Annotated in this window: 26 protein-coding genes; 17 read left to right on the forward strand and 9 right to left on the reverse strand. The window is 60.4% G+C overall.

Annotated elements, in window-relative coordinates:
• Window positions 1-204: 204 nt before the first annotated feature.
• The 15 genes from phnF to FHX06_RS18400 all read left to right on the forward strand — a co-directional run bounded on the left by phnF (window position 205) and on the right by FHX06_RS18400 (window position 12,510).
• Window positions 205-993, forward strand: a complete 789-nt coding sequence (phnF, locus tag FHX06_RS18335; protein WP_183880359.1) for a phosphonate metabolism transcriptional regulator PhnF — start codon at window positions 205-207, stop codon at window positions 991-993.
• Window positions 986-1,444 carry a phosphonate C-P lyase system protein PhnG gene (locus FHX06_RS18340; protein ID WP_112542315.1) on the forward strand — a complete coding sequence of 153 codons (459 nt, stop codon included), beginning with the start codon at window positions 986-988 and terminating at the stop codon, window positions 1,442-1,444. The genes phnF and FHX06_RS18340 overlap by 8 nt, the downstream gene beginning before the upstream one ends.
• On the forward strand, window positions 1,444-1,989 hold the full coding sequence (gene phnH, locus FHX06_RS18345; RefSeq protein ID WP_183880361.1) for a phosphonate C-P lyase system protein PhnH: 546 nt from the start codon (window positions 1,444-1,446) through the stop codon (window positions 1,987-1,989). The genes FHX06_RS18340 and phnH overlap by 1 nt, the downstream gene beginning before the upstream one ends.
• Window positions 1,989-3,083 (forward strand): carbon-phosphorus lyase complex subunit PhnI, encoded by a 1,095-nt coding sequence (locus FHX06_RS18350; RefSeq protein ID WP_113207414.1) that lies wholly within the window; start codon window positions 1,989-1,991, stop codon window positions 3,081-3,083. The genes phnH and FHX06_RS18350 overlap by 1 nt, the downstream gene beginning before the upstream one ends.
• A complete protein-coding gene (locus FHX06_RS18355) occupies window positions 3,080-3,994 on the forward strand; it encodes an alpha-D-ribose 1-methylphosphonate 5-phosphate C-P-lyase PhnJ (RefSeq protein WP_183880363.1) in 915 nt (304 codons plus the stop codon). Before FHX06_RS18350 ends, FHX06_RS18355 begins: the two co-directional genes overlap by 4 nt.
• On the forward strand, window positions 3,991-4,824 hold the full coding sequence (locus tag FHX06_RS18360) for an ATP-binding cassette domain-containing protein (protein WP_183880365.1): 834 nt from the start codon (window positions 3,991-3,993) through the stop codon (window positions 4,822-4,824). The genes FHX06_RS18355 and FHX06_RS18360 overlap by 4 nt, the downstream gene beginning before the upstream one ends.
• A 15-nt stretch (window positions 4,825-4,839) precedes the next feature.
• Window positions 4,840-5,460, forward strand: coding sequence for an ATP-binding cassette domain-containing protein (locus FHX06_RS35615; protein ID WP_281413408.1), 621 nt, complete (start codon window positions 4,840-4,842; stop codon window positions 5,458-5,460).
• The gene (locus FHX06_RS36055) at window positions 5,352-5,585 is read left to right on the forward strand and encodes an ABC transporter ATP-binding protein (protein ID WP_281413414.1); all 234 of its coding nucleotides are present in this window, start codon (window positions 5,352-5,354) and stop codon (window positions 5,583-5,585) included. Before FHX06_RS35615 ends, FHX06_RS36055 begins: the two co-directional genes overlap by 109 nt.
• On the forward strand, window positions 5,572-6,744 hold the full coding sequence (locus FHX06_RS18370; RefSeq protein WP_113202698.1) for an alpha-D-ribose 1-methylphosphonate 5-triphosphate diphosphatase: 1,173 nt from the start codon (window positions 5,572-5,574) through the stop codon (window positions 6,742-6,744). Before FHX06_RS36055 ends, FHX06_RS18370 begins: the two co-directional genes overlap by 14 nt.
• 218 nt (window positions 6,745-6,962) lie before the next feature.
• The gene (phnC, locus tag FHX06_RS18375) at window positions 6,963-7,784 is read left to right on the forward strand and encodes a phosphonate ABC transporter ATP-binding protein (RefSeq protein ID WP_113117696.1); all 822 of its coding nucleotides are present in this window, start codon (window positions 6,963-6,965) and stop codon (window positions 7,782-7,784) included.
• Window positions 7,785-7,834: 50 nt separating this feature from the next.
• Window positions 7,835-8,749, forward strand: a complete 915-nt coding sequence (gene phnD / locus FHX06_RS18380; protein WP_183880367.1) for a phosphonate ABC transporter substrate-binding protein — start codon at window positions 7,835-7,837, stop codon at window positions 8,747-8,749.
• Between the two features lie 67 nt (window positions 8,750-8,816).
• Complete coding sequence (gene phnE / locus FHX06_RS18385; RefSeq protein WP_183880369.1) at window positions 8,817-9,737, forward strand: phosphonate ABC transporter, permease protein PhnE; 921 nt, start codon at window positions 8,817-8,819, stop codon at window positions 9,735-9,737.
• Window position 9,738: 1 nt separating this feature from the next.
• Entirely contained in the window at window positions 9,739-10,590 is an 852-nt protein-coding gene (gene phnE / locus FHX06_RS18390; RefSeq protein WP_113117699.1) for a phosphonate ABC transporter, permease protein PhnE, read from the forward strand.
• 29 nt (window positions 10,591-10,619) lie between these two features.
• On the forward strand, window positions 10,620-11,414 hold the full coding sequence (locus FHX06_RS18395; RefSeq protein ID WP_183880371.1) for a PfkB family carbohydrate kinase: 795 nt from the start codon (window positions 10,620-10,622) through the stop codon (window positions 11,412-11,414).
• 136 nt (window positions 11,415-11,550) lie between these two features.
• Window positions 11,551-12,510, forward strand: coding sequence for a S1C family serine protease (locus FHX06_RS18400; RefSeq protein ID WP_113014779.1), 960 nt, complete (start codon window positions 11,551-11,553; stop codon window positions 12,508-12,510).
• Window positions 12,511-12,596: 86 nt separating this feature from the next.
• Here the strand turns inward: FHX06_RS18400 and FHX06_RS18405 are convergent, their stop codons facing one another.
• The 7 genes from FHX06_RS18405 to FHX06_RS18435 all read right to left on the reverse strand — a co-directional run bounded on the left by FHX06_RS18405 (window position 12,597) and on the right by FHX06_RS18435 (window position 18,740).
• Window positions 12,597-13,490 carry a haloalkane dehalogenase gene (locus FHX06_RS18405; protein ID WP_183880373.1) on the reverse strand — a complete coding sequence of 298 codons (894 nt, stop codon included), beginning with the start codon at window positions 13,488-13,490 and terminating at the stop codon, window positions 12,597-12,599.
• Entirely contained in the window at window positions 13,480-14,079 is a 600-nt protein-coding gene (locus FHX06_RS18410) for a TetR/AcrR family transcriptional regulator (protein ID WP_183880671.1), read from the reverse strand. The genes FHX06_RS18405 and FHX06_RS18410 overlap by 11 nt, the downstream gene beginning before the upstream one ends.
• 340 nt (window positions 14,080-14,419) lie before the next feature.
• Window positions 14,420-14,836 (reverse strand): organic hydroperoxide resistance protein, encoded by a 417-nt coding sequence (locus FHX06_RS18415; RefSeq protein ID WP_112542327.1) that lies wholly within the window; start codon window positions 14,834-14,836, stop codon window positions 14,420-14,422.
• A 158-nt stretch (window positions 14,837-14,994) separates the two neighbouring features.
• Window positions 14,995-16,320: an ATP-binding protein gene (locus FHX06_RS18420; protein ID WP_183880375.1), complete on the reverse strand. Its 1,326-nt coding sequence runs from the start codon at window positions 16,318-16,320 to the stop codon at window positions 14,995-14,997.
• Entirely contained in the window at window positions 16,317-17,057 is a 741-nt protein-coding gene (locus tag FHX06_RS18425) for a response regulator (RefSeq protein WP_113202678.1), read from the reverse strand. Before FHX06_RS18425 ends, FHX06_RS18420 begins: the two co-directional genes overlap by 4 nt.
• A gap of 135 nt (window positions 17,058-17,192) precedes the next feature.
• A complete protein-coding gene (locus FHX06_RS18430) occupies window positions 17,193-18,233 on the reverse strand; it encodes an alpha/beta fold hydrolase (RefSeq protein ID WP_183880377.1) in 1,041 nt (346 codons plus the stop codon).
• A 135-nt stretch (window positions 18,234-18,368) separates the two neighbouring features.
• Complete coding sequence (locus tag FHX06_RS18435) at window positions 18,369-18,740, reverse strand: DUF488 domain-containing protein (protein ID WP_113207406.1); 372 nt, start codon at window positions 18,738-18,740, stop codon at window positions 18,369-18,371.
• Between the two features lie 224 nt (window positions 18,741-18,964).
• Between FHX06_RS18435 and FHX06_RS18440 the strand changes: the two genes are divergently transcribed.
• Window positions 18,965-20,737: a cytochrome c biogenesis protein DipZ gene (locus FHX06_RS18440; protein ID WP_113212968.1), complete on the forward strand. Its 1,773-nt coding sequence runs from the start codon at window positions 18,965-18,967 to the stop codon at window positions 20,735-20,737.
• Between the two features lie 42 nt (window positions 20,738-20,779).
• Window positions 20,780-21,538: an alpha/beta fold hydrolase gene (locus tag FHX06_RS18445; protein WP_113212967.1), complete on the forward strand. Its 759-nt coding sequence runs from the start codon at window positions 20,780-20,782 to the stop codon at window positions 21,536-21,538.
• Window positions 21,539-21,570: 32 nt separating this feature from the next.
• On the opposite strand, the gene dhaL is transcribed toward FHX06_RS18445, so the two are convergent.
• Both dhaL and FHX06_RS18455 read right to left on the reverse strand, forming a co-directional pair.
• On the reverse strand, window positions 21,571-22,227 hold the full coding sequence (gene dhaL / locus FHX06_RS18450; RefSeq protein WP_113014771.1) for a dihydroxyacetone kinase subunit DhaL: 657 nt from the start codon (window positions 22,225-22,227) through the stop codon (window positions 21,571-21,573).
• A 50-nt stretch (window positions 22,228-22,277) separates the two neighbouring features.
• The gene (locus tag FHX06_RS18455) at window positions 22,278-24,368 is read right to left on the reverse strand and encodes a bifunctional sugar-binding transcriptional regulator/dihydroxyacetone kinase subunit DhaK (RefSeq protein ID WP_113212966.1); all 2,091 of its coding nucleotides are present in this window, start codon (window positions 24,366-24,368) and stop codon (window positions 22,278-22,280) included.
• Window positions 24,369-24,506: the final 138 nt, after the last annotated feature.

A 24,506-nucleotide genomic window follows, 5' to 3' on the forward strand; every position in this document is an offset into this window, starting at 1 on the left:
CGCGTCCGAGCGAAGTCATCCAGCACTGCGGCGGCCGAGAATTCAATTCGTCAGCCTGTTTGCCATCCAGGCTTCCGGATCGGGGCCGCGCGACCGTTTCACTTCGGCAGCGATCAATCAGCGCAGAAATCGTCAGTACTTACACAAAAGCGTCACCAACAACGGCTATCTTAAGTCATCCGAATGAATTTTGGATTCATCCGAATGACAAACGAAGAACATTCGATCGAAACGAGATCCCGGTCCGGCCAGTGGCAGATCCTCGAGAAACAGATCAGTCGGGATATCGCTTCGGGCGCACTCGCGCCTGGTAGCCGCCTGCCCACGGAAACCGAGATCATGGATCAGTTCAAGGTCGGTCGCCACAGCGTGAGGCGGGCGATTGCCGAACTGGCATCTGCCGGCAAGGTGCGGGTCGAGCAAGGACGCGGCACTTTCGTCGAAGAGCACTCCGTCATCACCTACAATATCGCCCGACGAACACGCTTCCGCAAAAACCTGCTGGAACAGGGGCGCATCCCTTCAGGTCAACCGGTCTCCGAAGCTGAGATCGCAGCGCCACCTGGCGTCGCCGCGGCGTTGAAGCTTCCCGAGGGCGCAAAGGTCTACATGATCGCCCGTCGCGGCTTTGCCGACGACGTGCCGATCAGTCTCAGCCATTCCTACCATCCGGTGGAGCGTTTCCCGAATATGCATCTGCGCCGCCGCGCGGGTGAATCGGTCACGACCATCTACGCTGCCTTTGGAATTCCTGACTATGTCCGGCAGAGTACCGTGATCCTCACCCGCCGGGCGATCGTTGATGAAGCGCAGCTTCTCGCCCAATCGCCGCAGCAGCCGGTGCTCGTCGTCCAGAAGACCGACGTCGACATGGAAGGCCGGCCGATCGCCTATTCCGAGACGGTCTGGGCCGGAGAACGCGTTCAATTCAGCATTGACAACGAGCCGGAGGATCGCCTCACGACCACGGCGAAAGGACAGGACGATGAATGACACCATGGAAGCCGGCGCGCCCCCTGCCAGCTTCAGCCATGCAAGCATGCTCGACATACTTGCGAGGGCCGATGCCGAGGGAATCAAAGCCGTAGCAGAGGATTTGCTCGATGAACTCGGGCCAGTGGAGGTTCTCGTGAACCGCACCGGCCTTGCGATGCTGCCCTATACAGACACAGTGCAAAACACGGCCTTCCATCTCGGTGAGGTGCTCATGGCCGAAGCCCATATCCGCCTGCCGGACCGGGATGTGGAAGGCTATGGCGCGATCATCGGACGCGATCTCGAACATGCCATGGCAATGGCCGTCATCGATGCGAGCTTCGCAAGTGACATCGGCAAGGCCGGCATCGTGAATTTCCTGACGAGCGAACAGAGGCGTCAGACACAGGACGACGATATCAGACTGCGCAAGGTCGAGGCGACGCGCGTGCGGATGGAGACCTTCTGATGAACCAGACTTTGCTCCTTCCGACCGTTGAAGACATGCGCACCAATGCAACATTCGATGCGTTGATGTGGGCGCTCGCTCGCCCCGGCCGTGTCCAGCCTCTGCCCTTTCCAGGCCTGCTCGCGCTGGCGGAAAGCCTGCTCGACCGGGAATGCGGCTTCTTCTGCTCCGATGAAAGGCTGAAGGCCGACATTGCCAGGACAGGCGCGAATGCCGTTGCCCTGCCGCAGGCAGAATATGTCTTCGCATCAATCGGCGCACGTGCAGACGTTTCCGCCCTATCGGCGATGCTGAGCGGCAATCTGCTCTATCCCGATGCCTCGGCAACGATTTTTGCGGAGGCTGAGATCGGCTCGGGAACGAAGCTTCGCCTCGCCGGCCCGGGCGTCAATGGTGCGATCGATATCGCCATCGGCGGCGTGCATCCGGATTTCTGGGCGCTGCGCGCCGAGGCCATCCGTTATCCACTTGGCTGGGACATTTACCTCGCAGACGGCGCAAGCCTGATCGGCATTCCCCGCTCCACGAAGATCGAGGTGCTCTGATGGCCTATGTTGCAACACGTGGCGGCGAACACGCCATTGAACAATCAGAACGGCTTTACCGCGAGGAGCTTGGACGGATCGACAAGGCCCGCGTCGACGCGATCGGCGAAAGCCTGCCCTATCTGGTCGACCGTGTCATGGGCGAGGCATCGCTCTACGCGCCTGAACTTGCAGCACTTGCGCTCGCCCAGTCCGGCGGCGACCTCTACGAGGCGGTGCTCTTGCTGCGTGCCTATCGCACGACGCAACCACGCCTGACGATCGCCGAGCCGGTTCGTCAGCAGGATCTCTTCACCGTCAGGCGTATTTCGGCAGCTTTCAAGGATATTCCCGGCGGCCAGATCCTCGGACCGACGCTCGACTACTCGCACCGGCTGCTGAATGTCGACGTCTTGAATGGCGCGACTTTCATTCCCGAACCTGTGGAATCTGCGGGCAAGCCGGCACCCGCCACGCAGCCTTCGCTGACTGACTGGCAGAAGGCACAGGGCTTGATCGCCGAAACGCCGACCGAGGACGTGCCGCTTGACGAGATCCCCGATGTGACACGCGAGCCGCTGCTCTTTCCGGCAAGCCGGGCTCATAAGCTGCAGAGTCTGGCGCGTGCCGATACCGGCGGCACATTGGCGCTCGGCTATTCAACCATGCGCGGTTACGGCAGCGTGCATCCGACCGTCAACGAGCTCAGGCTCGGCGAGGCCGAGGTCCGTATCCGCCATCCGCGCGGCACGCTCTTCAGCGCCGGACGCGTGCGCGTCAGCCAGAGCGAGGTCATCTCCAAGAGCAAGGGACTGGAACTCGGCTTTTCCGCCACCTTCGGCTGGAATGAGGTCAAAGTGATCGCCGCCGCCTCGCTCGATCTTGCTTCCAACCAGCCCAATCCGCATCCGGCCTCGAACGAGGAATTCATCCTCTACCATACGGAACCGGTCGAAAGCTCGGGCTTCTGCATTCACTTCAAGCTGCCGCATTACGTGACCTTCCAGTCGAGCCTCGACGCCATCCGGCGCGTGAAGGCGGATAAGGCAGCCAATGCAACAGGCGCGCCCGAGGGCGCGGCAAAGCAAGCCGAACTCGAAGAGGCAACGCTGTGAAACTCGATCAACTGACCAAACCCTGGGAGGCCTTCAGCTACGGCTTCCTGGATGAATCCGCCAAGCGCGAGATGCGCCGCCGCATCCTCAAGGCCATCGCCATTCCCGGCTATCAGGTTCCCTATGCCAGCCGCGAAGTCCCGATTGCCCGTGGCTGGGGAACCGGCGGCCTGCAGGTTACGCTGACGCTTCTGAAGCCAACCTCCGTCGTCAAGGTCATCGACCAGGGAGCCGACGATTCCGTCAATGCCAGCAGCATCCGCAAATTCCTGCGCCGTGTCAGCTCAGCCCGGGAGACCCTGGATACGCTGGAAGCCGATATCATCCAGTCGCGCCACCGGATTCCGGAGGAGAAGCTGCGCGAGGATCAGATCCTCGTGCTGCAGGTTCCCAATCCCGAGCCGTTGCGGCCTGTCCAGCCGGACATGTCGGAGGCCCGCATCATGCATGGCGACGCCGACTATGGCCAGCTTTGGCTTACGCTTTACGAGCAGCTTGTCCGGTCCGGCCGCATCATGCAGGGATCGAGCTATCCGAGCATGGTCAATGGCCGGCATGTGATGACGCCGTCTCCGATACCGCGCTGGGATGTGCCGAAGATGAACCAGGCGGCAAACCTCACCATCCTTTCGGCCGGCCGCGAAAAGCGCATCCATGCCGTGCCGCCCTATACCCGCGTCGAACCGCTTGTCTTCGACGACGTGCCTTACCGGGTCGAGGACCATGCTGACAAGATTTGTCACCACAGCGGCGTAACAGGCTACTTCATGAACGAACTGCCGCAGGACGATGGTTCCTCCACCTTCGAGGTCTCCGACAGCCAGTACGGCGTCAAGCATATTCGCAAGCGGGATGGTGAAGCCGTCGCCGTCGGCGAAACTTATTACAAGCAGGGCAGGATCGAGCAATGAGCGCCGTAAACCTCTCCGCCCCCAATCCGTCCGCCTCAGGGCGCCAGCCGCCGCGGCTGATGCTGTCCTCTCCCATCCTGACGATGAACGGCATCCGCAAGAGCTTCGGTGATGTGCAGGCGCTGCGCGGCGTCGATGTTACCGTCTATCCCGGCGAAGTACTCGGCATCGTCGGCGAATCCGGTTCCGGCAAATCGACGCTGCTCAGGATGATGAACCTCGAAGACCGGCCGGACGCCGGCGAATACCGGCTGGCGCTGCCCGGCCGAGAGGATCTCAATCTCTTCACGCTCGACCGGTTCGAGCGGCGCATGCTGCGGGCGCGCCATATCGGCATCGTCTATCAGAACCCGCATCTCGGCCTTCGGATGAACCATACCAGCAGCGGCAATGTCGCCGAGCGGCTGCTCATTGCCGGTGAGCGGAATTTCGCGACGCTTCGCGCCCGCGCCAAAGGTGCCCTCGACGCCTCGGAGTTTCCGGTCGCGCGCATGGATGCCCGGCCGGCCGAGCTTTCCGGCGGCATGCAGCAGCGCGTACAGTTGGCCAAGGCAATCGCACTCGAGCCTGCCCTGCTCCTGCTTGATGAGCCGACGACCGGGCTCGATGTCAGCGTCCAGGCTCTGGTGCTCGACACGCTGAAGCGGCTGCAGCGCGAACGCCGCATCACTATCGTCATCGTTTCGCATGATCTCGGTGTTATCCGCACCATGGCAGACCGGGTCATGGTGATGCGCAACGGCGAAGCCGTCGAAGAGGGTCTCGCCGACCAGATCTTCCAGGACCCGCAGCATGAATATACTCAGCAGCTCGTGCATGCGAAGCTTTGACGGGAGAGGCATCAGATGAACATGCACACACATCCATCCGCTTCCGGGCAGATGATCCTCTCCGTCCAGGGCCTCGCCAAGCATTTCGAAATGCATCACCTAAGGCGCACGCTTCACGCCTTCGACAAGGTCGATTTCGAACTGCGCGAGGGTGAATTCATCCTGCTGACGGGCGAAAACGGCGCCGGCAAATCGACTTTGCTGCGCACGCTTTACCGCTCCTACGTACCGCGCGGGGGCCATGCCTATTATCACACGCGCGAAGGCGTCATCGACCTGACCGTCGCAGCCGACGTAGATATAGCCCTGTTGCGCAAGCGCGAGATCGGCTTCGTGACGCAATTCCTGCAGGCCCGCCCGCGCGTGGCGGCCGAAGAACTGGTCGCCGAGCCGCTGCGCCTCGCCGGCCGACCTTACGACGAGGCGATCGAAGAGGCCCGCCGGTGGCTCTCCGCGTTCGGCGTGAAGCGAGGGCTCTGGGCTGCCTATCCGTCAACCTTTCCGGCGGCGAGCAGCAGAAGGTCAACCTGGCTCGCGCGCTCATCCTCCCGCAACGGCTTCTCTTTCTCGACGAGCCAACCGCCTCGCTCGACAAGAATGCGCGTCGCGCACTCGTTGCCCGCCTCGCCGAGCTGAAAGCCGCTGGCGTCGCAATGATCGGCGTCTTTCACCACCCCGACGATGTCGCGGATCTCATCGACCGCGAAATCAGCCTTCAAACACGACAGATCCAGGATGGAGCAGAAGATGTGGCTGAGTGATTTCGAAATCGTGTTGCGCGATAGGGTCATACCGCGCGGCGCAGTCAGGATCGAAGACGGTATCATCGCAGAGATCAGCGAAGAACCAGTGGCCGCAGCCGATATTTCCGGCGATGGCAGGCTTCTGCTTCCCGGCTTCATCGATATGCATGGCGACATGATCGAGCGCGAAATCGAGCCGCGCCCGAATGTGCGCTTTCCGCTGGAACTCGGCATTTTCGAACTCGACAAGAAGCTCGCCGGCAATGGTATCACCACGGCCTATGCTGCGCTTTCCTTCCACGCCAACAGCAGCTACGGCCACATCCGCTCGGAAGAACATTCGCGCTCGATCATCCAGACCTTGGTCGAACTTAGGAAGAACGATCTCCTGATCGATCATCGGGTTCATGCGCGCTTCGAAATCACCTTCACCCATGCCCGTGCCGTCATTGAAGATCTGCTGCGCGCCGGTGCCCTCGATCTCGTCTCGCTGATGGATCACACGCCGGGCCAAGGCCAATACCGCGATGTCGAACGTCATATCGAAACGATTGCGCGCAACAACAAGATCACCCTCGAACAGGCTGCCCAGCGTGTCCAGCAACGCATGGAAAACCGCGCCCAGAACGGCGATGCGGTCGACAATCTGCAGGGGATCGCCGCCACGGCGCGCGACCATGGCGTCATCATCGCCTCCCACGATGACGACAGCATTGAAAAGGTGGCGATCGTCGAGGGACTGGGCGCACGCATCAGCGAGTTTCCGGTGACGATGGCAGCCGCGCAGGAAGCGCGCAAGTTCGGGCTGGCAACCGCAATGGGCGCGCCGAATGCTCTTCGCGGCCTTTCCTACTCCGGCAATCTCTCGGCCCGCGAAGCCTATGAACGCGGCATTCTTGATATTCTTGCCAGCGATTATCACCCCTCGGCTATGCTGCCGGCGGTAATCGCACTGGCAGAAGCCGGAGCCGGCGGACTGCCCGCTTCCGTTGCCCTCGTCAGCGCCAATCCGGCCCGTGCACTCGGCCTTGAGGATCGCGGTGCGATCGAGACCGGGCTGCGTGCCGATCTGGTGATCGCCGAACGCGGCCGCCTGCCGCGTGTGCGCGCCACCTTCTCCAAAGGCAGGCAGGTCTATTCCGACGGAATTGTTTTGCGATTCCAACAGGCTGCCTGATAAGGCCGCCGCCTCCGACAGCGGATAGCTTCATTTCTCACAAAATACATCCGGAAATTCCGGATGTATTGCTTGACAAAAGCCGCATAAATACTCGTTATTATTGGATAATTACTTAATAAAACCGTCACACTGAAATGCTATATTTAGTTTCATAGGTTGAAATTAAATATAATTCAGTTTCGTCTTTGACGTTTCTGGCAAGCGGAGACCTTCCGGTGCTTGAACTTCATTCCCTCAAGAAGAAATTCGGTCAAACACAGGCGGTCGACGATGTAAATCTGTCGATCGATGCCGGACAGATGGTCGGCATTATCGGGCGCAGCGGCGCCGGGAAATCGACATTGCTCCGGCTGATCAATCGTCTGCTCGACCCGACATCCGGTACGATCATGTTCGAGGGCAAGGATATCACCAAGCTGCGCGGCCGCGAGTTGCGTCTGTGGCGCGCATCCTGCGCGATGGTGTTCCAGCAGTTCAATCTGGTCGAGCGCATGGATGTGCTGACCAACGTGCTGATTGGCCGCGTTGCCCAACACGGCTTCCTCTCATCGATGCTGCGCCGCTTCACGGATGAAGAAAAGGAAATGGCGATCAGTGCGCTCGACCGGCTCGATCTTGTGCCGCAGGCGCTGCAGCGAGCCGGCACCTTGTCCGGCGGACAACAGCAGCGTGTCGCCATCGCCAAGGCGTTGGTCCAGAAGCCGAAGATCATGCTTGCCGACGAGCCGATCGCGTCGCTCGATCCTGCCAATGCGACACGGGTGATGGAGGCGCTGCGCAAGATCAACCGAGAGGACGGCATTACCGTTCTCGTCAATCTTCATACGCTCGATACGGCCCGGAACTATTGCGAACGCATCATCGCCATGCGGGCCGGACGGGTGCGCTTCGACGGCGCACCAGCGGACCTGACCCAGGAACGGGTCCGCGAAATCTACGGCACCGACGATTTCGATGCGGAGATCGACGAGGCAGTGACGTCCACCTCATTCAACGCAGGTCGAACCGCGAAGGAAAAGGTCTACCAGGCGGTGTGAGTTTCGCCCGTGGCCCCAAGGCCGCGGCTTTTTGCAACAGGAGAGTTGGAATGAAAAACGTCCTCATGCTTGCGGCCGTAACGGCTGCGCTCGCCCTTTCCAGCCAGGCCCATGCTGAAGGTTGGAAAGACAAGTACAAGACGATCCGCCTTGGCGTTCTCTCGGGCGAGAACGAAAAGGACCGCATCGCACGCCGCGTGGGCTTCCAGCAGTATCTGGAAAAGGAACTCGGCGTGAAGGTCGAAATCTTCACCGCCGGCAATTATGACGGTGTCATCCAGGCGCTCGCTTCCGACCAGATCGAATTTGCCTTCCTCGGCTCCTCGGCCTATGCCGCCGCCTATACCGAAACGAACGGCGGCGTTGAACCGCTGCTCGCCGGTCAGGAACAGGACGGCTCGACGGGCTACTATTCGGTCATCACCGTTCGCTGCGATTCCGGATATAAATCCGTCGAGGACCTCAAGGGCAAGGTTCTCGCCTTCGCCGATCCGGATTCGACCTCAGGCTATGCCGTTCCCTATTATAACCTCGTCAAGCAGGGCTATGATCCGAAGACCTTCTTCTCGGCAATCCCCTTCTCCGGCGCCCACGAAACCGGTGTCATGGCCGTCGCCAATAAGCAGTTCGATGCGGCCGCGACCTATGTCAACAACGACATCAGCGGCATCCCGCAGCGTATGGAATCGAAGGGTATGATCCCGAAGGGCGAGATCTGCCGCATCTGGCAGTCGCCGGAGATTACCAACGGTCCCTTCACCACCCGCACCAACCTGCCGGCCGACATGATCGCTGACGTCAAGGCTGTGGTGAAGGCCACGCCGGAAAAGGCGCCTGAGGCTTTCAAGGAAATGAGCGGCGGCGATAACTCCACCTCGAAGGGTTACGTCGATGTCGACCACCAGCGCTACCAGTGGATCGTCGACATGCGCGACTGGCTGAAGAAGCAACGTCGCAACGGCTGATATCCGCCATCCACGCCAAGCAACGGGAGCGCCGCGCCCTCCGGCGCTTCCACGACCGGGATCAGACATGACGATCGCATCCGCTTCCATCACCATCCGCCGGTTCGAGGCCGACTACCGTCGCATCCGCAGTCGTGCCAAAACCGTCCAGCTTGTTTCGGCGACGCTTTTTGCCGCCGCCGTCTTGCTGACGGCCTGGACGGGCGGCTTTTTCGACATGACCGAGGTCAACCTCCCCTCGGGCGAGCGCATCACCACCTGGAAACTGTGGGCCTCCCTGCCCCGTCTCGGCGAATATCTCTACAAGACGCTGCCGCACCTGCGCATCGAGACGTTCGGCGCCGATCTTGCCGAATGGTTCTGGCGCTGGCCGGTCTGGCTGGAACTGCTTGGGGAAACGATCCTGATCGCCTATGTGGCGACGTTTTTCGGAGTCGTCGGAGCCTTTATCCTGAGTTTCCCGGCGGCCCGCAACCTCAGCCCCAATCGCGTTCTGCTGATCGCTTCACGTCGTTATCTGGAGGTCATCCGCACCGTTCCCGATATCGTCTGGGCACTGATCTACGTCTTCTGCTTCGGCGTCGGGCCGCTCGCAGGCGTACTGGCAATCGCCACGCATGCAACGGGTTCGCTCGGCAAGCTCTATTCCGAAGTGAACGAGAATATCGACATGCGGCCGCTGGAAAGCGTCAAGGCTTCCGGCGGTACCTGGTTCCAGCAGATGCGTTATGGCGTTGTGCCGCAGGTGATCCCGAACATCATCAGTTACACGCTGCTGCGTTTCGAGATCAATGTGCGCTCCTCCTCGATCATCGGCTATGTCGGTGCCGGCGGTCTCGGCCAGGAAATCCGCACCGCCATGTCGCTTCAGGAATATACCGATCTCTCGGCGCTATTCGTCATCATCCTTCTCACCGTCGTCGTCATCGATTTCCTGAGCGAGAAGCTGCGTCACCGCATCATCGGTATCGAAAGCCGGAGCATCTGACATGATCGACATTTCTTCTTCCGGAGTGCGACAGCGGGTGCCAGATGCATTCACGGTGCCGCCGCGCGTGCGGCTTATGCGTTATGCAGGCGCTGCCGCCTTGGTCCTGCCCTTGCTTGCAGGCCTCTATCTCTTCGACTTTTCGCCAGCCCGCATCCTGAACGGCCTGACGCGGCTCGGCACGATCTTCTCGTTCATGTTCCCGCCCTACGTCTGGACGACCTGGCAGGAATGGAGCGACGTTCTGGTTGGCCTCGGCCAGACGATTTCGATGGCGTTCCTCGGAACGCTGCTCGGCGCGCTCGCCGCTTTTCCGCTCGCCTTTCTCGGCGCGAAGAACATCATGCCGCTCGGCTGGGTGCGGCTATCGACCCGCCGCGGCTTCGATGCATTGCGCGCCGTCGAACAGATCGTGCTCGCGCTGATCTTCATCCGCGCCTTCGGCCTCGGCCCGCTTCCCGGTGTCTTCGCGATCGCCGTTTCGGAAATCGGCACTTTCGCCAAGCTCTTTTCAGAAGCGATCGAAAATACCTCGCGCAAACCTGTCGACGGTGTTCTGGCATCGGGCGGCGGGCCGCTGCAAACCATCCGCCTTGCCATCATGCCTCAGGCGATGCCGGTCATCCTGTCGATCATGCTCTATAATTTCGAATCCAACACCCGCTCCGGCACCATTCTCGGCATTGTCGGCGCCGGGGGAATCGGCTTCCTGCTGGCGGACCGCATTGCCGCCTATCGCTGGCCGGAGGCCTGGACGATCATCTTCCTGATCGTCGCCGTCGTATATGCTATCGATCTCTCCTCCGCATGGCTGCGCGGCAAGATCATCGGCAAGAACGACAGCGCCCGGTAAGGCCGGAATATCGCGACGAGGGAGTTGGAATGGCAAGGATAATGGTGGTCGGCAATGCCAATGTCGACCGGATCTGGCGGCTCGACCGGCCGCTCGTGCCGGGTGGGAGGCTCTCTTGCCAGTCGATCGAGGAGCGTTACGGCGGCGGCGGCTTCCATACCGGCCTGGCCCTGCTCGATCTCGGCCATGAGGTGGTTCTGGTCACCAGCCTTAGCGATGACGATAGAGGACGCAGCTATCTGAAGGATCTCGGAAAGCGCGGTTTCAACACCGATTTCATCGATGTTGTACCCGGGGAGACAGCACCCGTCGATATCCTCGTCGATCCCAACGGCGAGCGCACCATCATCGCGCCGGCGGGCCGGCGGCGACCGGGCATAGATAACTTACCGCCGATCGATGCGTCGCTTGTCTATCTCAATGCACGGGTAATGAGCCCGGCTGCCCTCAGGCAATTGGAAGATTACGACGTGGTGGTTTCGCAATATCCGCTCTCGGCCGAACGCCGGCCCGCGAATGTTTTGATCGCCTCGCGCTCGGACGTGAAGGGAACAGCGCAAACGGCCTGGCAGGCAGCTTCGGAAATCGCCGCGCCGCGACTTGAAACTCTCGTGCTGACGAGTGGCATGCAACCAATCGAGATCGTCAGTCAACGAAGTTCGATCATCATCGAGGTGCCGCCAGCGCCTCCTGCACGCGACACGACAGGAGCGGGCGATTATTTTGCCGGTGGCTACATCGATGCCATGGTCAGAGGCCTTGATGCCGGCGCGGCAGCGCTGGCCGCCTGCGGGGTCGCGGCCTCTTACCTTGCCGCGTCCTGAAATCGCGGCTCTTGAAAGACGGGCACATCAATCTCACCTGATATCTCCATTGTTCACCTGTCGAACGACAGCCCTTTGCCATCAGCAGTCGCTGCCGGTCCTCAACATCGACGCCTCACGCGTCGGAGGAGATTTCATGGGATTCATTGATCGTGACATTCAGCCGTCGTCAGACGCCGGGCTGCTGGATGCCTATTCCGAAACGGTGTCGAATACCGTCGACATGGTCGGTCCGGCGGTCAGCCGTATCGAGCGCATTGGCGGACGAGCAGGGCATGGTTCCGGCTTTGCCATCTCGCCCGACGGTCTCATCGTTACCAACAATCACGTCGTCGGCGATGCGAAAGCCGTCACCATCAAGACACCTGACGGTACGGTCGTCGAGGGCCGGGTGCTTGGCCGGGATGAAGATACCGACCTTGCATTGATCCGGGCCAACGACTGGTCCGGCGCCTGGGCGCAGCTTGCCGACTCGAAGAAACTGAAGCGCGGGCATATTGCTGTCGCCATCGGCAATCCGCTTGGCTTCGAATGGACCGTCACTGCCGGCGTCGTTTCTGCCCTCGGACGCTCGATGCGCGCCGCGAGCGGTCGCCTGATGGAAGATATCATCCAGACGGATGCGGCGCTTAACCCCGGCAATTCCGGCGGTCCGCTGGTCTCTTCGTCTGGTGAGGTCATCGGCGTCAATACCGCAGTGATACAGGGCGCACAGAGCATCGCTTTTGCAGTCGCCTCGAACACCGCCAAACATGTCGTGTCCGAAATCCTGCGTTTCGGCGAGGTCCGCCGCGGATATATCGGTATCGCCGCCGATACGGTTGATCTGCATCGGCGCATTGCGCTTGAAGCCGGCCTTCCGCAACGGACAACGGTCCGCCTGCGCCGCGTCGAAGATGGTGGCCCTGCCGCGAGAGCTGGCCTTCGTGAAGGCGACTATCTGCTTGCAATCGCCGGCCATCCGGTATCGGGGATAGATGATGTCGTCCGGCTGCTGGATGGGTCGACGATCGACGCCGATGTCGAAGTGTTGATTTTCTCCATTGCGGGGCGGATCGAACAACGCACCGTTCGGCCGGCTAAAAGAGCACATTAGGCAACTGTTTAGCCGATATAGCTAAAGAAGAGAACGAAGCCGGAGATCGTGCTTCGTTCTCCAATCGCTGCAGGCTATGGCAGTCCTCAGGCGACGAGGCTTTCGGCCTCGATTTCGGCGACAAACTGGGCAACGGTCTCGCCGATGATTTCGGGGTGGTCCTCCTGCAGATAGTGCAGGCCAGACCCCAACTTCACCAGCCGGCAATTGTGCAGACGTCTCGCAAAATCCTCGGCAACCGCCAACGGAATGAGCGCACCCGGATCTCCAGCAAAGAGGAGCTTCGGATAGGTCGATGCCGCCAAAGCCTCATGTGCTTTTTCCATGCTTGCATAGACATCCGCCGGCTCACCGGCAATCGGCAGTTCATTCGGAAATCGCCAGGTTGGCCGACGCGAGGCCGGTGTGGGGAACGGCGCTCGATAGACGGCCATCTCCTCCTCGCTGAGTTGGCGGGAGGTTGCGCCGGGAAGCACGCCTTCAACGAAGATATTTTCCCTCAGGATGAGTTCTTCGCCCTCTCCCGGCGTCCGAAACCTGCGAAATATCTCACGCTCGGCACTGTTCTGCAGGAATTCCTCCCAGGTCGGTATCGGCCGGATGAACTCCATGAAGGCCAGACCACGAACGAAGTCGGGACGGCGGGCGGCGAGATGGAGCGCCAGTCCGCTTCCCCAATCCTGGGCGACGAGATAGGCCGACTTAATGCCCATCGTCGCGATGAACGCATCGAGGTAACGCGCATGATCCTCGAAGCGATAGGCAATGTCCGGCTTGCCCGATTGTCCGAAGCCGATCAGGTCAGGGGCGATGCAATGGGCGGCCCGAGCGACAAGCGGAATGATATTGCGCCAGATATAGGACGACGTGGGATTGCCATGCAGAAACAGGGCGACGGGGCCGTCCGTCCTGCCGGCCTCGCGATATGCCATTTCGGAATCGAGCACCGGCACGCGCGGCAGACTGATATCATGTCTCATGGGTGTGATCCTTGAACACGGTGGCAAAAACGATCTTCTTGAACCGCTCCAAGGGCTGGGCATCCCGCGATACTTTCATGCGCAGGATCGCACCTTCCCATGAAGCAAGGAGGAATTCGGCCAGATCTTCCGGACCGATCGCATCATCGATCTCTCCGGAGGCCTGTCCTTCGGCAATGCAAGCCGTAAATGGCGCGCTCCATTCGCCAAAAATTTCCGCGAGCCGCGTGCGCAGCATCTCGCTCTGCGGCGCCGCCTCCAGGCTGAGATCGCCGATGAGGCAGCCGCGGCTGAAACCATCGGCAGCCAGACGGCCGGTGATGATATCGAGGTATTTCTCGATGCGCTGGCGTGGCCTCAGCCTCACATCCCCAAGCGCCGTCTCGATGGCACACTGAAGATCCTGAAAATAGAGATCGAGCACCTCCTTCGTGAATTCCTCTTTGGAACGGAAGTGGTTGGTAAACGAGCCCTGCGGCACGCCCGCCTCGGCAACGATGTCGCGAACGCCTGCGCCAATGTAACCCTTGCGGAACATGACCTTGCGGCCCGCTTCAAGAATTGTGCTTCGATGTGAGTGCTTTGCCATGACTGCAATAATACGTACGACCGTATTAAAATCAACAGTAAAATTGCCGGCGCGACGCAACGGGCGTCGAACCGAAAAAATGCATAAAAACAAAGGCACCCGCCTACCGGCCGGTGCCTTGATCATTGCCTTCCGCGATATCGAACTTAGACCGGCCTACAGGGAACCAGACATTCCCGAGGTCGCAGCAAGTAGACCGTATAGTGCCGACGGCTCATCAGAGAACACGTCATAAATACAGGGTGCTGCGAAAACCGCTGCTCCCAGAATGACGATGATGATCCTTTTCATCGAAGCCTCCATCGGCGCAGCCGGACTGCGCCTTCTGTTATCAGTAACCCTAGACGAGGTTCAGCTCGACATTGATGTTGCCGCGCGTCGCCTTCGAATAAGGGCAGGTCTGATGAGCCTCTTCGACCAGCGCTCTGGCGACCTCGGGCTCCAGACCCGGCAGGCTGATGTTGAGACGAGCCTGCAGGAAATAGGCGTCGCCCGTCATGCCGAGATCGACTTCCGCATCGACGGCGGTATCGGCGGGAAGCCTCAGCTTCCGCTTGCCGGCAGCAAGGCCCATCGCGCCGATGAAGCAGGCGGACCAGCCGGCAGCAAAGAGTTGTTCGGGATTGGTGCCTGCATGGGCGCTGCCCGGAGGCGAAAGCTTCACGTCGAGCTGCGCGTCGCTGCTGCGGGCGGAGCCGTCACGGCCGCCTGTCGTGTGGGTCTTGCCGGTATAAAGAACCTTTTCAATCGTCGTCATGAGAGCACTCCTCGATTTCGTGTCGCGAGCTGCGACATCTGGTGACGGAGTGGTTTTGACGGTTTGACGTATCCACTATGTTTCTGAAATCGGCGGAACTGTATCAAAGCGTAGCGCATGTCAATCTGGACATTTTCACATACAAAACAGCGAAAAATTCAGTTGGCGCGGATGGTGACCTCGGCGGCCAATCCGCCGCCCTCGCGGTTATACAACCGCACTGAACCGCCGATCGCGGCGGCCAGCTGTTGGGCGATGGCAAGACCGAGTCCCGTGCCGCCTGTCTCGCGATTGCGCGATTGCTCCAGCCGGAAGAAGGGCTGCATTGCAGCCTCGAGCATAGCCTCCGGAATGCCGGGGCCGCTGTCCATCACAGTGATAACGATCGCCTCTTCACCGTTTCGTTCAACGCCGATTTCGGCGGCCCCGGCAAATTTCAGGGCGTTGTCGATAAAATTCGTCAGAATACGACGCAACGCATGTGGCTTGGTCGATGCGACACCCTGCACCAAACCGACGACACTGACGTCTTTGTCCATGTCCTGATAGTCGTAGGCGATGCTATCGATGAAGGACGAGAGATCAATGCGCGAAAACTTTTCACCACTGCCGTGGGCGCTGCGGGCATAAGCGATCCCGTCCTGCACCAGGCGTTCGATCTCGCCGAGATCGCGGACCAGCTTGTCCTTCTCGGGGGACTCATCTGCCATGTCGGCGCGCAGCCGCATGCGGGTGATCGGCGTTTGCAGGTCGTGGGAGATTGCGGCCAGTATCTGCACACGCTCCTCGAGATAGTGCGCAATTCGCTCCCGCATGGCGTTGAAGGCGCGAGCCGCATGGGCAACCTCGCTCGGTCCGCGCTCACTGAGCGGCGGCCCCTTCTTGTTCGGGTCAAGTTCATCTGCTGCCGCGGCAAGAGCGCCAAGCGGGCGGATCGCCTGACGCACGGCAAACCACGTGCAGAGCACAAGCAGCGCCATTTGAATGGCAAGCACGTAGGGCAGCCATGCCGCAATGGGCATGGCCGGGCGCGGCGTGATGTCGATTGTCAGGGGACTTCCATCACTCAGCGTCAGATGCGCCTGCAGGCGGCTAATGTCGCCTGGAATCGATTCCATGCGGATCGGATAAGTACCCCCGATCGCCTCTTCGATCCTGCCGCCGATTTCCTTGCCCTTGCTGGAGTTATCGGGCACGCCCGGCAGACCCGGCCCAAGTTCGAAACGATAATTGCCGCGACTCAGGCGGTCGAGCAGGTCGCCCCGCTGATCCGCCGGCAAGCGATCGAGTACCGCAATCGAGGTCGCAACGTCACTCTCCAGCGTACCAAGCATGACGGCCTTGGCCGACATGGAACGCTCGACGAAGAGCACCGTGAATGAGAGGCCGTAGGCAATCGCCAGGCCGAAGAGCAGGATAAGGAAAAGCCGGGCCCTCAGCGTGCTCGGCCAAAACCCGAAGCGAAGCCCCCCGCTCGCACTCATGACCTCGCCTCTTCAATCTCCACCGGAACGGAAAAGACATAACCCTCGCTACGCACCGTCTTGATATAGGTCGGCTCGCGTGCGTCATCGCCCAATCGCTGACGCACGCGGCTGACCAGAAGGTCGATCGAGCGGTCGAAGAGCTCCGCATCGCGGCCCTGTGTCAGGTTCAAGAGCTGATCGCGGTTGAGCACCCGCTGGGGATGATCGATGAAGACGCGCAGCAGACGATATTCGGCGCCGCTGAGCGCAATCTCCGTTCCCTGCCCGTCGAGAAGATGCCGGCCGACAGTATCGAGACGCCAGTCGCCGAAACGAAGCCATTGCCCCGCCTCCGAGATCTGCAGGTTCGGAGGCAGAGCGCGCGTGCGTCGCAGCACAGCCTTTATGCGCGCCAGCAATTCGCGCGCTGCGAAGGGTTTCGGCAGATAATCGTCGGCACCCATCTCCAGCCCGATGATGCGATCCATCTCGTCGCTCCTGGCCGTCAGCATCAGGATCGGCGTCGCCTTATGCTTACCCGCACGCAACTCGCGGCAGAGCACGAGCCCGTCGTCACCCGGCATCATGACGTCGAGCACGATGAGATCGACCGTATTGCCTTCGAGAAAACTGCGCATCTGTCGGCCATCGGCCGCGACTGACGCCCGAAGGCCGTTCTTCTTCAGATAGCTCGAAACCAGCTCACGGATTTCACGATCGTCATCGACGATCAGGATATGGTCGATATGCTCCATGTCAGGACTTTCGGATCCTCTATCTGTTGGCGCCAGCAGAATTTTTATCTTAGCGCAGACTCGCTGCTTCCTGTTTTGACTCTGAATTGGCTGCCGCGAAACAGGGAATTCCGTCCGCGGCAGCAAAGGCTGACTTTAGAAGCGATCGACATCCAGGATAGCCTGGGCAAAGGCCTGCGGTGCTTCTTGCGGCAGGTTGTGGCCGATGCCGCCGGTGATGGTGCGATGCTCATATCTGCCGGTGAACTTCTTGGCATAGACAGAAGGGTCCGGATGCGGCGCGCCATTGGCGTCGCCCTCCATGGTGATGGTCGGCACTGTGATGACCGGGAAGGCGGCAAGTTTCTTTTCCAACGCGTCATACTTCTTTTCGCCATTGGCAAGGCCAAGCCGCCAGCGGTAGTTGTGGATGGTGATCGCGACATGATCCGGGTTTTCGAATGCCTTGGCGGTGCGGTCGAAAGTTGCGTCATCAAATTTCCACTGCGGCGAAGCGAGCTTCCAAATCAGCTTCGCGAAATCATGCCGGTTGGCCTCGTAGCCCTCGCGGCCGCGTTCCGTAGCGAAATAGAACTGGTACCACCAGGACAACTCGGCCTGCGGCGGAAGCGGCTTCTTGTTGGCTTCCTGGCTGCCGATCAGATAGCCGCTGACAGAGACCAAACCCTTGCAGCGTTCCGGCCAGACGGCGGCCAGGATGTCCGCAGTGCGGCCGCCCCAGTCATAGCCGCCGATCACGGCACGCTCGATCTTCAAAGCATCCATGAAGGCGATGATATCGATGGCGATGGCAGCCTGCTGACCGTTGCGCGGTGTCTTCGCGGAGAGGAATTCGGTTGTGCCATAGCCGCGCAGATAGGGGATCAGTACCCGGTAGCCGGCATCGGCGAGCGCAGGCGCTACATCGACGTAGCTGTAGATGTCGTAGGGCCAGCCATGGAGCAGCAGGACAACCGGACCATTTGCGGGACCGGCTTCAGCGTAGCCGACATTCAATACGCCAGCCTTGATCTGCTTCAGCGGTGCAAAGGACGTATTCGAACCTGGCGTGACGGCGGGCGCGGTCACCTGTGACTGGGCGCCGGCGGCGCTTGTCAGGCCAAACTCGACGGCAGCCATGGTCATGGCCGCAACACCGAAAAAACGACGACGCTGAATATTGATTTCGCTGGACATTGGCTTTCTCCGTTTCAAGTTGATGGCAAGGAGAAAACAGCTCGCATGTATCCCCGATGTTTCGGTATCCGCTTCAATTGCATGCGGATGTAGCATCCGGGCTTCCGGATACGTTCTGATACAATGGCTGCCTTCCTAATCGAAAATCCGTTTGATGAGGAAATCACGAAGCACGACGGCATTGTTGTGCTCATCATCGCGGGCGGCATAAAGCAGGGTGACCGTGCCTTTTTCTGCGAAACCGAGCACCTGATCTACCTCTTCCTCCTTTTGCTGAAGCTCGACGATGTAGCGCTTGCAGAACTCCTCCCAGCGATCGGGCTCATGATTGAACCAGTGGCGCAACTCGGTGCTGGGTGCGATATCCTTCAGCCAGGCATCGAGAGCAGCGCGGTCTTTGCTGAGGCCGCGCGGCCAGATGCGATCGACAAGCAGGCGGGCGCCATCCGCGGCAGCTTTGGCCGCATAAACCCGCTTCAGCTTTATATTCTCCGGACTGATCGTCATGTGATCCTACCTGCTCGGCCACGCTCTCCCAAAAGAAGGTTCGATCGGCGAGACATGATGCGGGAAGATAGCGTAGCCCTCATCTTTGCGCTTCCTACACTTCGGTACACATTGCCATAAAACCAGACACATCCGAGATACATCGCCTCGACCAGATAGCCACGTTGCTGATCGGGCCGCATCGCCGTCCAGAGTCCGATCACCCGGTTTCAAAGGAAACGACGATGACACTTCTTATCATTGCTTATCTTGGAGGGGCGCTGACCATATTCAGCCCCTGCATTCTCCCCATTCTGCCCTTCATCTTTGCCCGTGCCGGACAGCCATTCGTGCGCAGCACGCTGCCCATGCTGATCGGCATGGCCGCAACATTCGCGCTGGTAGCGACACTTGCGGCAGTTGGCGGCAGCTGGGCGATCAACGCCAATGAATATGGCCGCCTTGCCGCGCTGACCCTGCTTGCCATCTTTGGCATCAGTCTTCTTTCGCCCCGTATCGCAAGCGTCATCACCCAGCCTGTCGTCGATTTCGGCAACCGCCTGCTGAACGCTTCCGGCAAGACCGGTGCTGCGCCGACTGTGGCGAGCGCGCTCGTTCTCGGCGTCGCGACCGGTCTGCTGTGGGCGCCCTGCGCCGGGCCAATCCTCGGTCTCGTACTGACCGGCGCCGCACTCCAGGGCGCGAACCTGCAGACGACGTTCCTGCTGCTTGCCTATGCCGCTGGCGCCGCCACTTCGCTGGCTATTGCACTCTCAGTCGGCGGCAAGATCTTTGCCGGCATGAAGAAGTCGCTTGGCGTCAGCGAGCGCATTCGTCAGGGCCTCGGCGCTGCCGTGCTCGCAGGCGTCGCTGTCATTGCACTCGGTCTCGACACTGGCCTGCTTTCGCAGCTTTCCTATGCCAGCACCGCATCCTTCGAGCAGGCCGTTCTCGACAGGGTGAATGTGAAGCCAACCGATGGAGGATCGTCCGAAGTCGCGAGCAACGACAAGGCGATCGGTCTTGCCGATGCGAAACCTTTCCATAGCGATCTGCCAGTCGAAGGTCGGGCGCCATCGCTGGACGGTGCCGTCGAATGGCTGAACTCGCCGCCGCTGACTATGGAACAACTCCGCGGCAAGGTCGTACTCGTCGATTTCTGGACCTATTCCTGCATCAACTGCATCCGCACTATCCCCTATGTCCGCGCCTGGGCTGAAAAATACAAAGACCAGGGCCTGGTTGTGATCGGCGTGCATGCCCCGGAATTTGCCTTCGAAAAGAAGATCGATAATGTCAAAAAGGCCATCGGCGACTTCAATATCGGCTATCCGGTCGCAATCGACAACGACTACAAGATCTGGCGCGCCTTCGATAACAGCTACTGGCCTGCTCATTACCTGATCGATGCCAAGGGCCAGATCCGCGAACATCACTTCGGCGAAGGCAACTACCGGCAGACCGAGCAGGCGATCCAGGATCTGTTGCGCGAAGCCGGCAGCGAGACGGCAACAAGCGCACCGGTCGTGCCGGATGCGAAAGGTGCCGAGATGAGCCCGGACCTGAAGGACATCGGCTCCGGCGAGACCTATATCGGCTATCAGCAGGCCACCGGCTTTGCCTCCAATGAGAGCATGCGCGCCGATGCCAGCAGGGACTATTCGGTCAAGCAGCCTGGCCTCAACCAGTGGGGTCTTTCGGGCAAATGGACTGTCGGCGCTGAAGAGGCGACCCTCGATCAGTCAGGCGGCGGCATCGCCTACCGCTTCAGCGCCCGCGACCTGCATCTCGTTCTTGGCCCAGCGACTGACGGCAAACCGATCCGCTTTCAGGTGACGGTCGACGGCAAGGCGCCAGGTGCCGACCACGGCAGCGATATCGATGCCGATGGAAACGGCACGGTGACCTCAACCAAACTCTACCAGCTCGTGCGCCAGTCCGGTGCCGTGGAAGCACGCAATTTCGAGATCCATTTCCTCGATCCCGGCGTCCAGGCCTACGCCTTTACCTTCGGCTGAACTTCCTACTCCCGTTTAACTTGAACAACAGGAATAAACACCATGAAACACAAGTATTTTTCCACTCTCGCCCTCGCCTTCGCCACCAGCGTCATCGCTTTCACCGCCCAGGCAGCAGAGGTGAAGAACATCGTCATCGTCCACGGCGCTCTTGCCGATGGTTCCGGCTGGCGCCAGGCGACTGAAATTCTCGAAAAACGCGGCTTCAACGTCACCATCGTCCAGGAGCCAATCACCTCGCTTGCCGATGACGTCGCCGCCACCAACCGAGTACTGGACCTGCAGGACGGCCCAACCCTGCTCGTCGGCCATAGCTATGGCGGCATGGTCATCACCGAAGCCGGCAACAGCCCCAATGTGGCGGGCCTGGTCTATGTCGCGGCCTTCCAGCCGGACAAGGGGGAAAGCCTCATCAGCCTGGCGAGTTCCAAGCCGGCTGGCGGCATGAATATTCGTGAGACGAAGGACGGAAAATATCTCTACCTAGACCCGGCCGCCTTCGCGAACGACTTCGCCGCCGACCTGCCGAAGGACGAGGCGGCATTCCTCGCGAAGTCACAGGTCTTCGCCTCCAAGGAGGCTTTCTCTGCCAAGGCTGGCGATCCTGCCTGGAAGACCAAGAGAAGCTGGACGGTGGTGGCCACCGAAGACCGTTCGATCAATCCCGATCTCGAACGCGACATGGCAAAGCGGGCAGGCAGCACGGTGACGGAGATCAAGGCAAGCCATGCTGTCTTCGCATCTCAGCCGGAAAAGGTTGCCGATGTGATCGCAAAGGCAGCCGAGGCGGCCAGCAAGTAATCGGATCAAAAGTAGCAACCGGAGCCGGTGGATCACTCCGCCGGCTCGTTCTCAGTGAATGTCTCCTTCATCGCTCTGATAATGACGACGGCCGATGCCGCGCCGGGATCGATGTGGCCAAGGGATCGTTCGCCGAGGCGGGCCGCCCGCCCGCGGGTCGCAACCATCGAACGGGTCGAGCGTGCGCCGGCATCACCGGCTTCCAGAATGTCGTTCCACATGTCCGAGACGGTCGCCTGCCGGTCGCGGGCGGCAGCTGCCGCTTCGGTTGCCGGGATCCAGGCATCCAGCATGGTCTTATCGCCGCGCTGGCCCTTGCCGCGATCCCGGATACCTGATGTCATGGCCTCGACAATTGCGGCCTGAGAGTCGATCGAAAGCGTCTCGTCCCGCTTCAGGGCCTGCGCGGCCTTGCGGAAGGCGGTGGCATAGAGCGGGCCGGTCGATGCGCCAACGGCATCGAGAAAGGCGGATGCGGCAAGCGAAAAGACCTCTGATGGCAATATTGTATCGAGATCTTGCTTTGCCAGTTCGCCATTCACCGCCTGGAAGCCGAGCGACATGGTAATGCCGTGGTCGGCATCGCCGATCGCGCCATCCAGATCGGAGAGATGATCCTTCTCAGCCGAGATCGCCACCGATATCCGGTGAAACATCCTGCTGAGGCGGCGGGCCGCGTTTGCCGACATGCGTATCCTCCCAATTCATGCAGCCCAGTTCCCTGGGATGCTTTTACTTTTCAGTTTACGACCCTCAGAAACGCGGTATCGCAGGGGTGGTGCAGCAGATCCGTCAATTCCTGATCGAGATGCAGAATGGATATGGATGCGCCGACCATGTCGAGCGATGTGCAATAATGCCCCACCCAGTTCGCTTCGATCTTGATCCCCTTTGCGCTCAGGCGCTGTTCCACCCGTCGATAGAGAATATAGAGTTCCATCAGCGGCGTGCCGCCGAACGAGTTGACGAGAACGGCAACGCGGTCCCCCGCCACCGGTTTCATTTCCGAGAATATGCGATCCATGACGACATCGACCACGGCATCGGCGCTCATCATCTTTTCACGCATCACGCCCGGTTCGCCGTGGATGCCCATGCCGATTTCCATATCGTCGGGACCGATCTCGAAATTGTGGCGACGCGTCTGCGGCAGCGAACAGGGCTCCAACGCAACACCCATCGTGAAGGTACGGTCATTGGCTTTTCGCGTTGCTGCCTCGCAAGCATTCAGCGACAGACCACGATCGCAGGCCGCACCGGCGATCTTGAAGATAAAGAAATTGCCGGCGACTCCGCGGCGGCCATCCCGATCCTCTACTGGCGAGGACGAAATATCGTCGGTGGTAACAACGGTACGGACCTCGATATTGTCCTCCGCTGCCATTTCGGCAGCCATCTCAAAATTCATGACGTCGCCGGCATAGTTGCCGTAGACGAACAGCACGCCCTCCCCGCCCGATGCCGCCCGGGCGCATTGCAGGATCGGCCCCGGAGGCGGGGAGGAAAAGATATTGCCGACCGCGACAGCATCGGCGAGCCCCTTGCCCACATACCCGAGGAAGGCCGGCTCGTGGCCGGTGCCGCCGCCGACGACCAGTCCAACCTTGCCCGCCCGGGGGCCTGTACGGGCAACGAGCGCGCGGTTGGAGCCGTCGACCGGGCGGAGGTAGCCCGCATGCGCCTTGACGACGCCCTCGAGCATTTCCTCGACGACGTCGTCAGGGTTGTTCAAGAACTTCTTGATCTGGGTGCGCGCGAAGTTCAACGGCGCTGAAATCTCACTTTCCACACGCGAACGCTGGAGGCTCTTCTGAGCGATTTCAGTAACGCCGTCGGCATTGAGGATGCCGCGGCCCGTCGCTGCATCGGTAATGAGGACATTGACATAGCCGCCGCGAAGCGCCGCGAGAATGGCCGGCACCTTGTCGAAGCCGCCGGCAACAGCAATGCGCATGTTGATCTTCTTCAGCATATCAAGCGAGATGCCGACCGTCCGGTCGTCCAGCGGCCCGGCGACGGGCCGCCCATGGCCATCGATGAAGCGGCCTGCCACGACACCGGTCGCATCCTTCGCCAGATAGTCCTGCAGCGATACGGACTCGAAAAAACCACTGGTGTGGATGGTGGAATTCGGCCGCATTGAAGCGATGCCGAAAATTACCCTGTTCGCCCGTGAAAGCGCTTCGAACTGACGATCAATCAGCGGTTCACGCATCAGCAAATCACGCACTTCGGCGCTGGACACAATTGCAGGCGCCGCAATGTTGATGAGCCGGCCGTCGACCGCATCGGCAAAGGCCGCAGCACAGAGTTCCGGCGTATAGGCGAAAGTTGCGCTCGTGCCACCGGTGGCCTGCACGATGGTCATATCCTGCAGGCCCGAGATGGCGGCCTGCTCGCCAACCGCCATGATGGTGCGTCCCCAGACAACCGCCAGGGTGTCGCCCGACTTCAGGAGCTTCTGCAGTGCCTGCGCGCCTGCTGCACCAAGCCGCTCGATCAGCGGCCGCGCATTGTCGTCGCTCGGCACGACAAGACAGTCATGCAGGCCGAAATGCCGCTTCAGTTCCTGAGCGATGGTGAGCGAACTGAGGCGTGAGGGTTCGATGGAAATATTGACGATGCCGCGAGCGCGCGCATCGGCGAGGTAGCTGTTCACCGTAGCGCGCGAAATGCCCATGGTCTCGGCGATGTCGCCCTGAGTCATGCCGTCTTCATAATAGAGCCAGCATGCCCATACATAGGGATCGTCGCCGTAGCGCAGCGGGATGGGTTCGGCCGAAACGTCTGCCGCGTTGTTCTTTCGTGCCGATGATGTCTTAGCCGTCATCCTGCCTGGTTTCTCCTCGTCTGCAATCGACGGCGAAGATGAGCGTAAAAGCTGCAGTTTTCAACGTGCCTTCGCCTGATTGTTCCCGGCCGCCGAAGCGGCCGGGAAGGTGATGCAAGGGAGGATCGCGGGCTCTCA

This window comes from Rhizobium sp. BK512, assembly GCF_014194915.1.
In the GTDB taxonomy this organism is placed as follows: Bacteria; Pseudomonadota; Alphaproteobacteria; order Rhizobiales; family Rhizobiaceae; genus Rhizobium.

What these genes read in the sequence shown, in the direction of transcription:
- FHX06_RS35615 (WP_281413408.1), top strand. Translation starts at nt 4,840, where the DNA reads ATGAACATGCACACACATCCATCCGCTTCCGGGCAGATGATCCTCTCC.
- FHX06_RS18425 (WP_113202678.1), bottom strand. Translation starts at nt 17,057, where the DNA reads ATGGAGCATATCGACCATATCCTGATCGTCGATGACGATCGTGAAATC.
- FHX06_RS18440 (WP_113212968.1), top strand. Translation starts at nt 18,965, where the DNA reads ATGACACTTCTTATCATTGCTTATCTTGGAGGGGCGCTGACCATATTC.
- dhaL (WP_113014771.1), bottom strand. Translation starts at nt 22,227, where the DNA reads ATGTCGGCAAACGCGGCCCGCCGCCTCAGCAGGATGTTTCACCGGATA.
- FHX06_RS18415 (WP_112542327.1), bottom strand. Translation starts at nt 14,836, where the DNA reads ATGACGACGATTGAAAAGGTTCTTTATACCGGCAAGACCCACACGACA.
- FHX06_RS18395 (WP_183880371.1), top strand. Translation starts at nt 10,620, where the DNA reads ATGGCAAGGATAATGGTGGTCGGCAATGCCAATGTCGACCGGATCTGG.
- FHX06_RS18340 (WP_112542315.1), top strand. Translation starts at nt 986, where the DNA reads ATGAATGACACCATGGAAGCCGGCGCGCCCCCTGCCAGCTTCAGCCAT.
- FHX06_RS18410 (WP_183880671.1), bottom strand. Translation starts at nt 14,079, where the DNA reads ATGGCAAAGCACTCACATCGAAGCACAATTCTTGAAGCGGGCCGCAAG.
- FHX06_RS18435 (WP_113207406.1), bottom strand. Translation starts at nt 18,740, where the DNA reads ATGACGATCAGTCCGGAGAATATAAAGCTGAAGCGGGTTTATGCGGCC.
- FHX06_RS18405 (WP_183880373.1), bottom strand. Translation starts at nt 13,490, where the DNA reads ATGAGACATGATATCAGTCTGCCGCGCGTGCCGGTGCTCGATTCCGAA.
- phnE (WP_183880369.1), top strand. Translation starts at nt 8,817, where the DNA reads ATGACGATCGCATCCGCTTCCATCACCATCCGCCGGTTCGAGGCCGAC.
- FHX06_RS18455 (WP_113212966.1), bottom strand. Translation starts at nt 24,368, where the DNA reads ATGACGGCTAAGACATCATCGGCACGAAAGAACAACGCGGCAGACGTT.
- FHX06_RS18350 (WP_113207414.1), top strand. Translation starts at nt 1,989, where the DNA reads ATGGCCTATGTTGCAACACGTGGCGGCGAACACGCCATTGAACAATCA.
- FHX06_RS18360 (WP_183880365.1), top strand. Translation starts at nt 3,991, where the DNA reads ATGAGCGCCGTAAACCTCTCCGCCCCCAATCCGTCCGCCTCAGGGCGC.
- FHX06_RS18445 (WP_113212967.1), top strand. Translation starts at nt 20,780, where the DNA reads ATGAAACACAAGTATTTTTCCACTCTCGCCCTCGCCTTCGCCACCAGC.
- phnH (WP_183880361.1), top strand. Translation starts at nt 1,444, where the DNA reads ATGAACCAGACTTTGCTCCTTCCGACCGTTGAAGACATGCGCACCAAT.
- FHX06_RS18400 (WP_113014779.1), top strand. Translation starts at nt 11,551, where the DNA reads ATGGGATTCATTGATCGTGACATTCAGCCGTCGTCAGACGCCGGGCTG.
- FHX06_RS18420 (WP_183880375.1), bottom strand. Translation starts at nt 16,320, where the DNA reads ATGAGTGCGAGCGGGGGGCTTCGCTTCGGGTTTTGGCCGAGCACGCTG.
- phnD (WP_183880367.1), top strand. Translation starts at nt 7,835, where the DNA reads ATGAAAAACGTCCTCATGCTTGCGGCCGTAACGGCTGCGCTCGCCCTT.
- phnE (WP_113117699.1), top strand. Translation starts at nt 9,739, where the DNA reads ATGATCGACATTTCTTCTTCCGGAGTGCGACAGCGGGTGCCAGATGCA.
- FHX06_RS18430 (WP_183880377.1), bottom strand. Translation starts at nt 18,233, where the DNA reads ATGTCCAGCGAAATCAATATTCAGCGTCGTCGTTTTTTCGGTGTTGCG.
- phnF (WP_183880359.1), top strand. Translation starts at nt 205, where the DNA reads ATGACAAACGAAGAACATTCGATCGAAACGAGATCCCGGTCCGGCCAG.
- FHX06_RS18370 (WP_113202698.1), top strand. Translation starts at nt 5,572, where the DNA reads ATGTGGCTGAGTGATTTCGAAATCGTGTTGCGCGATAGGGTCATACCG.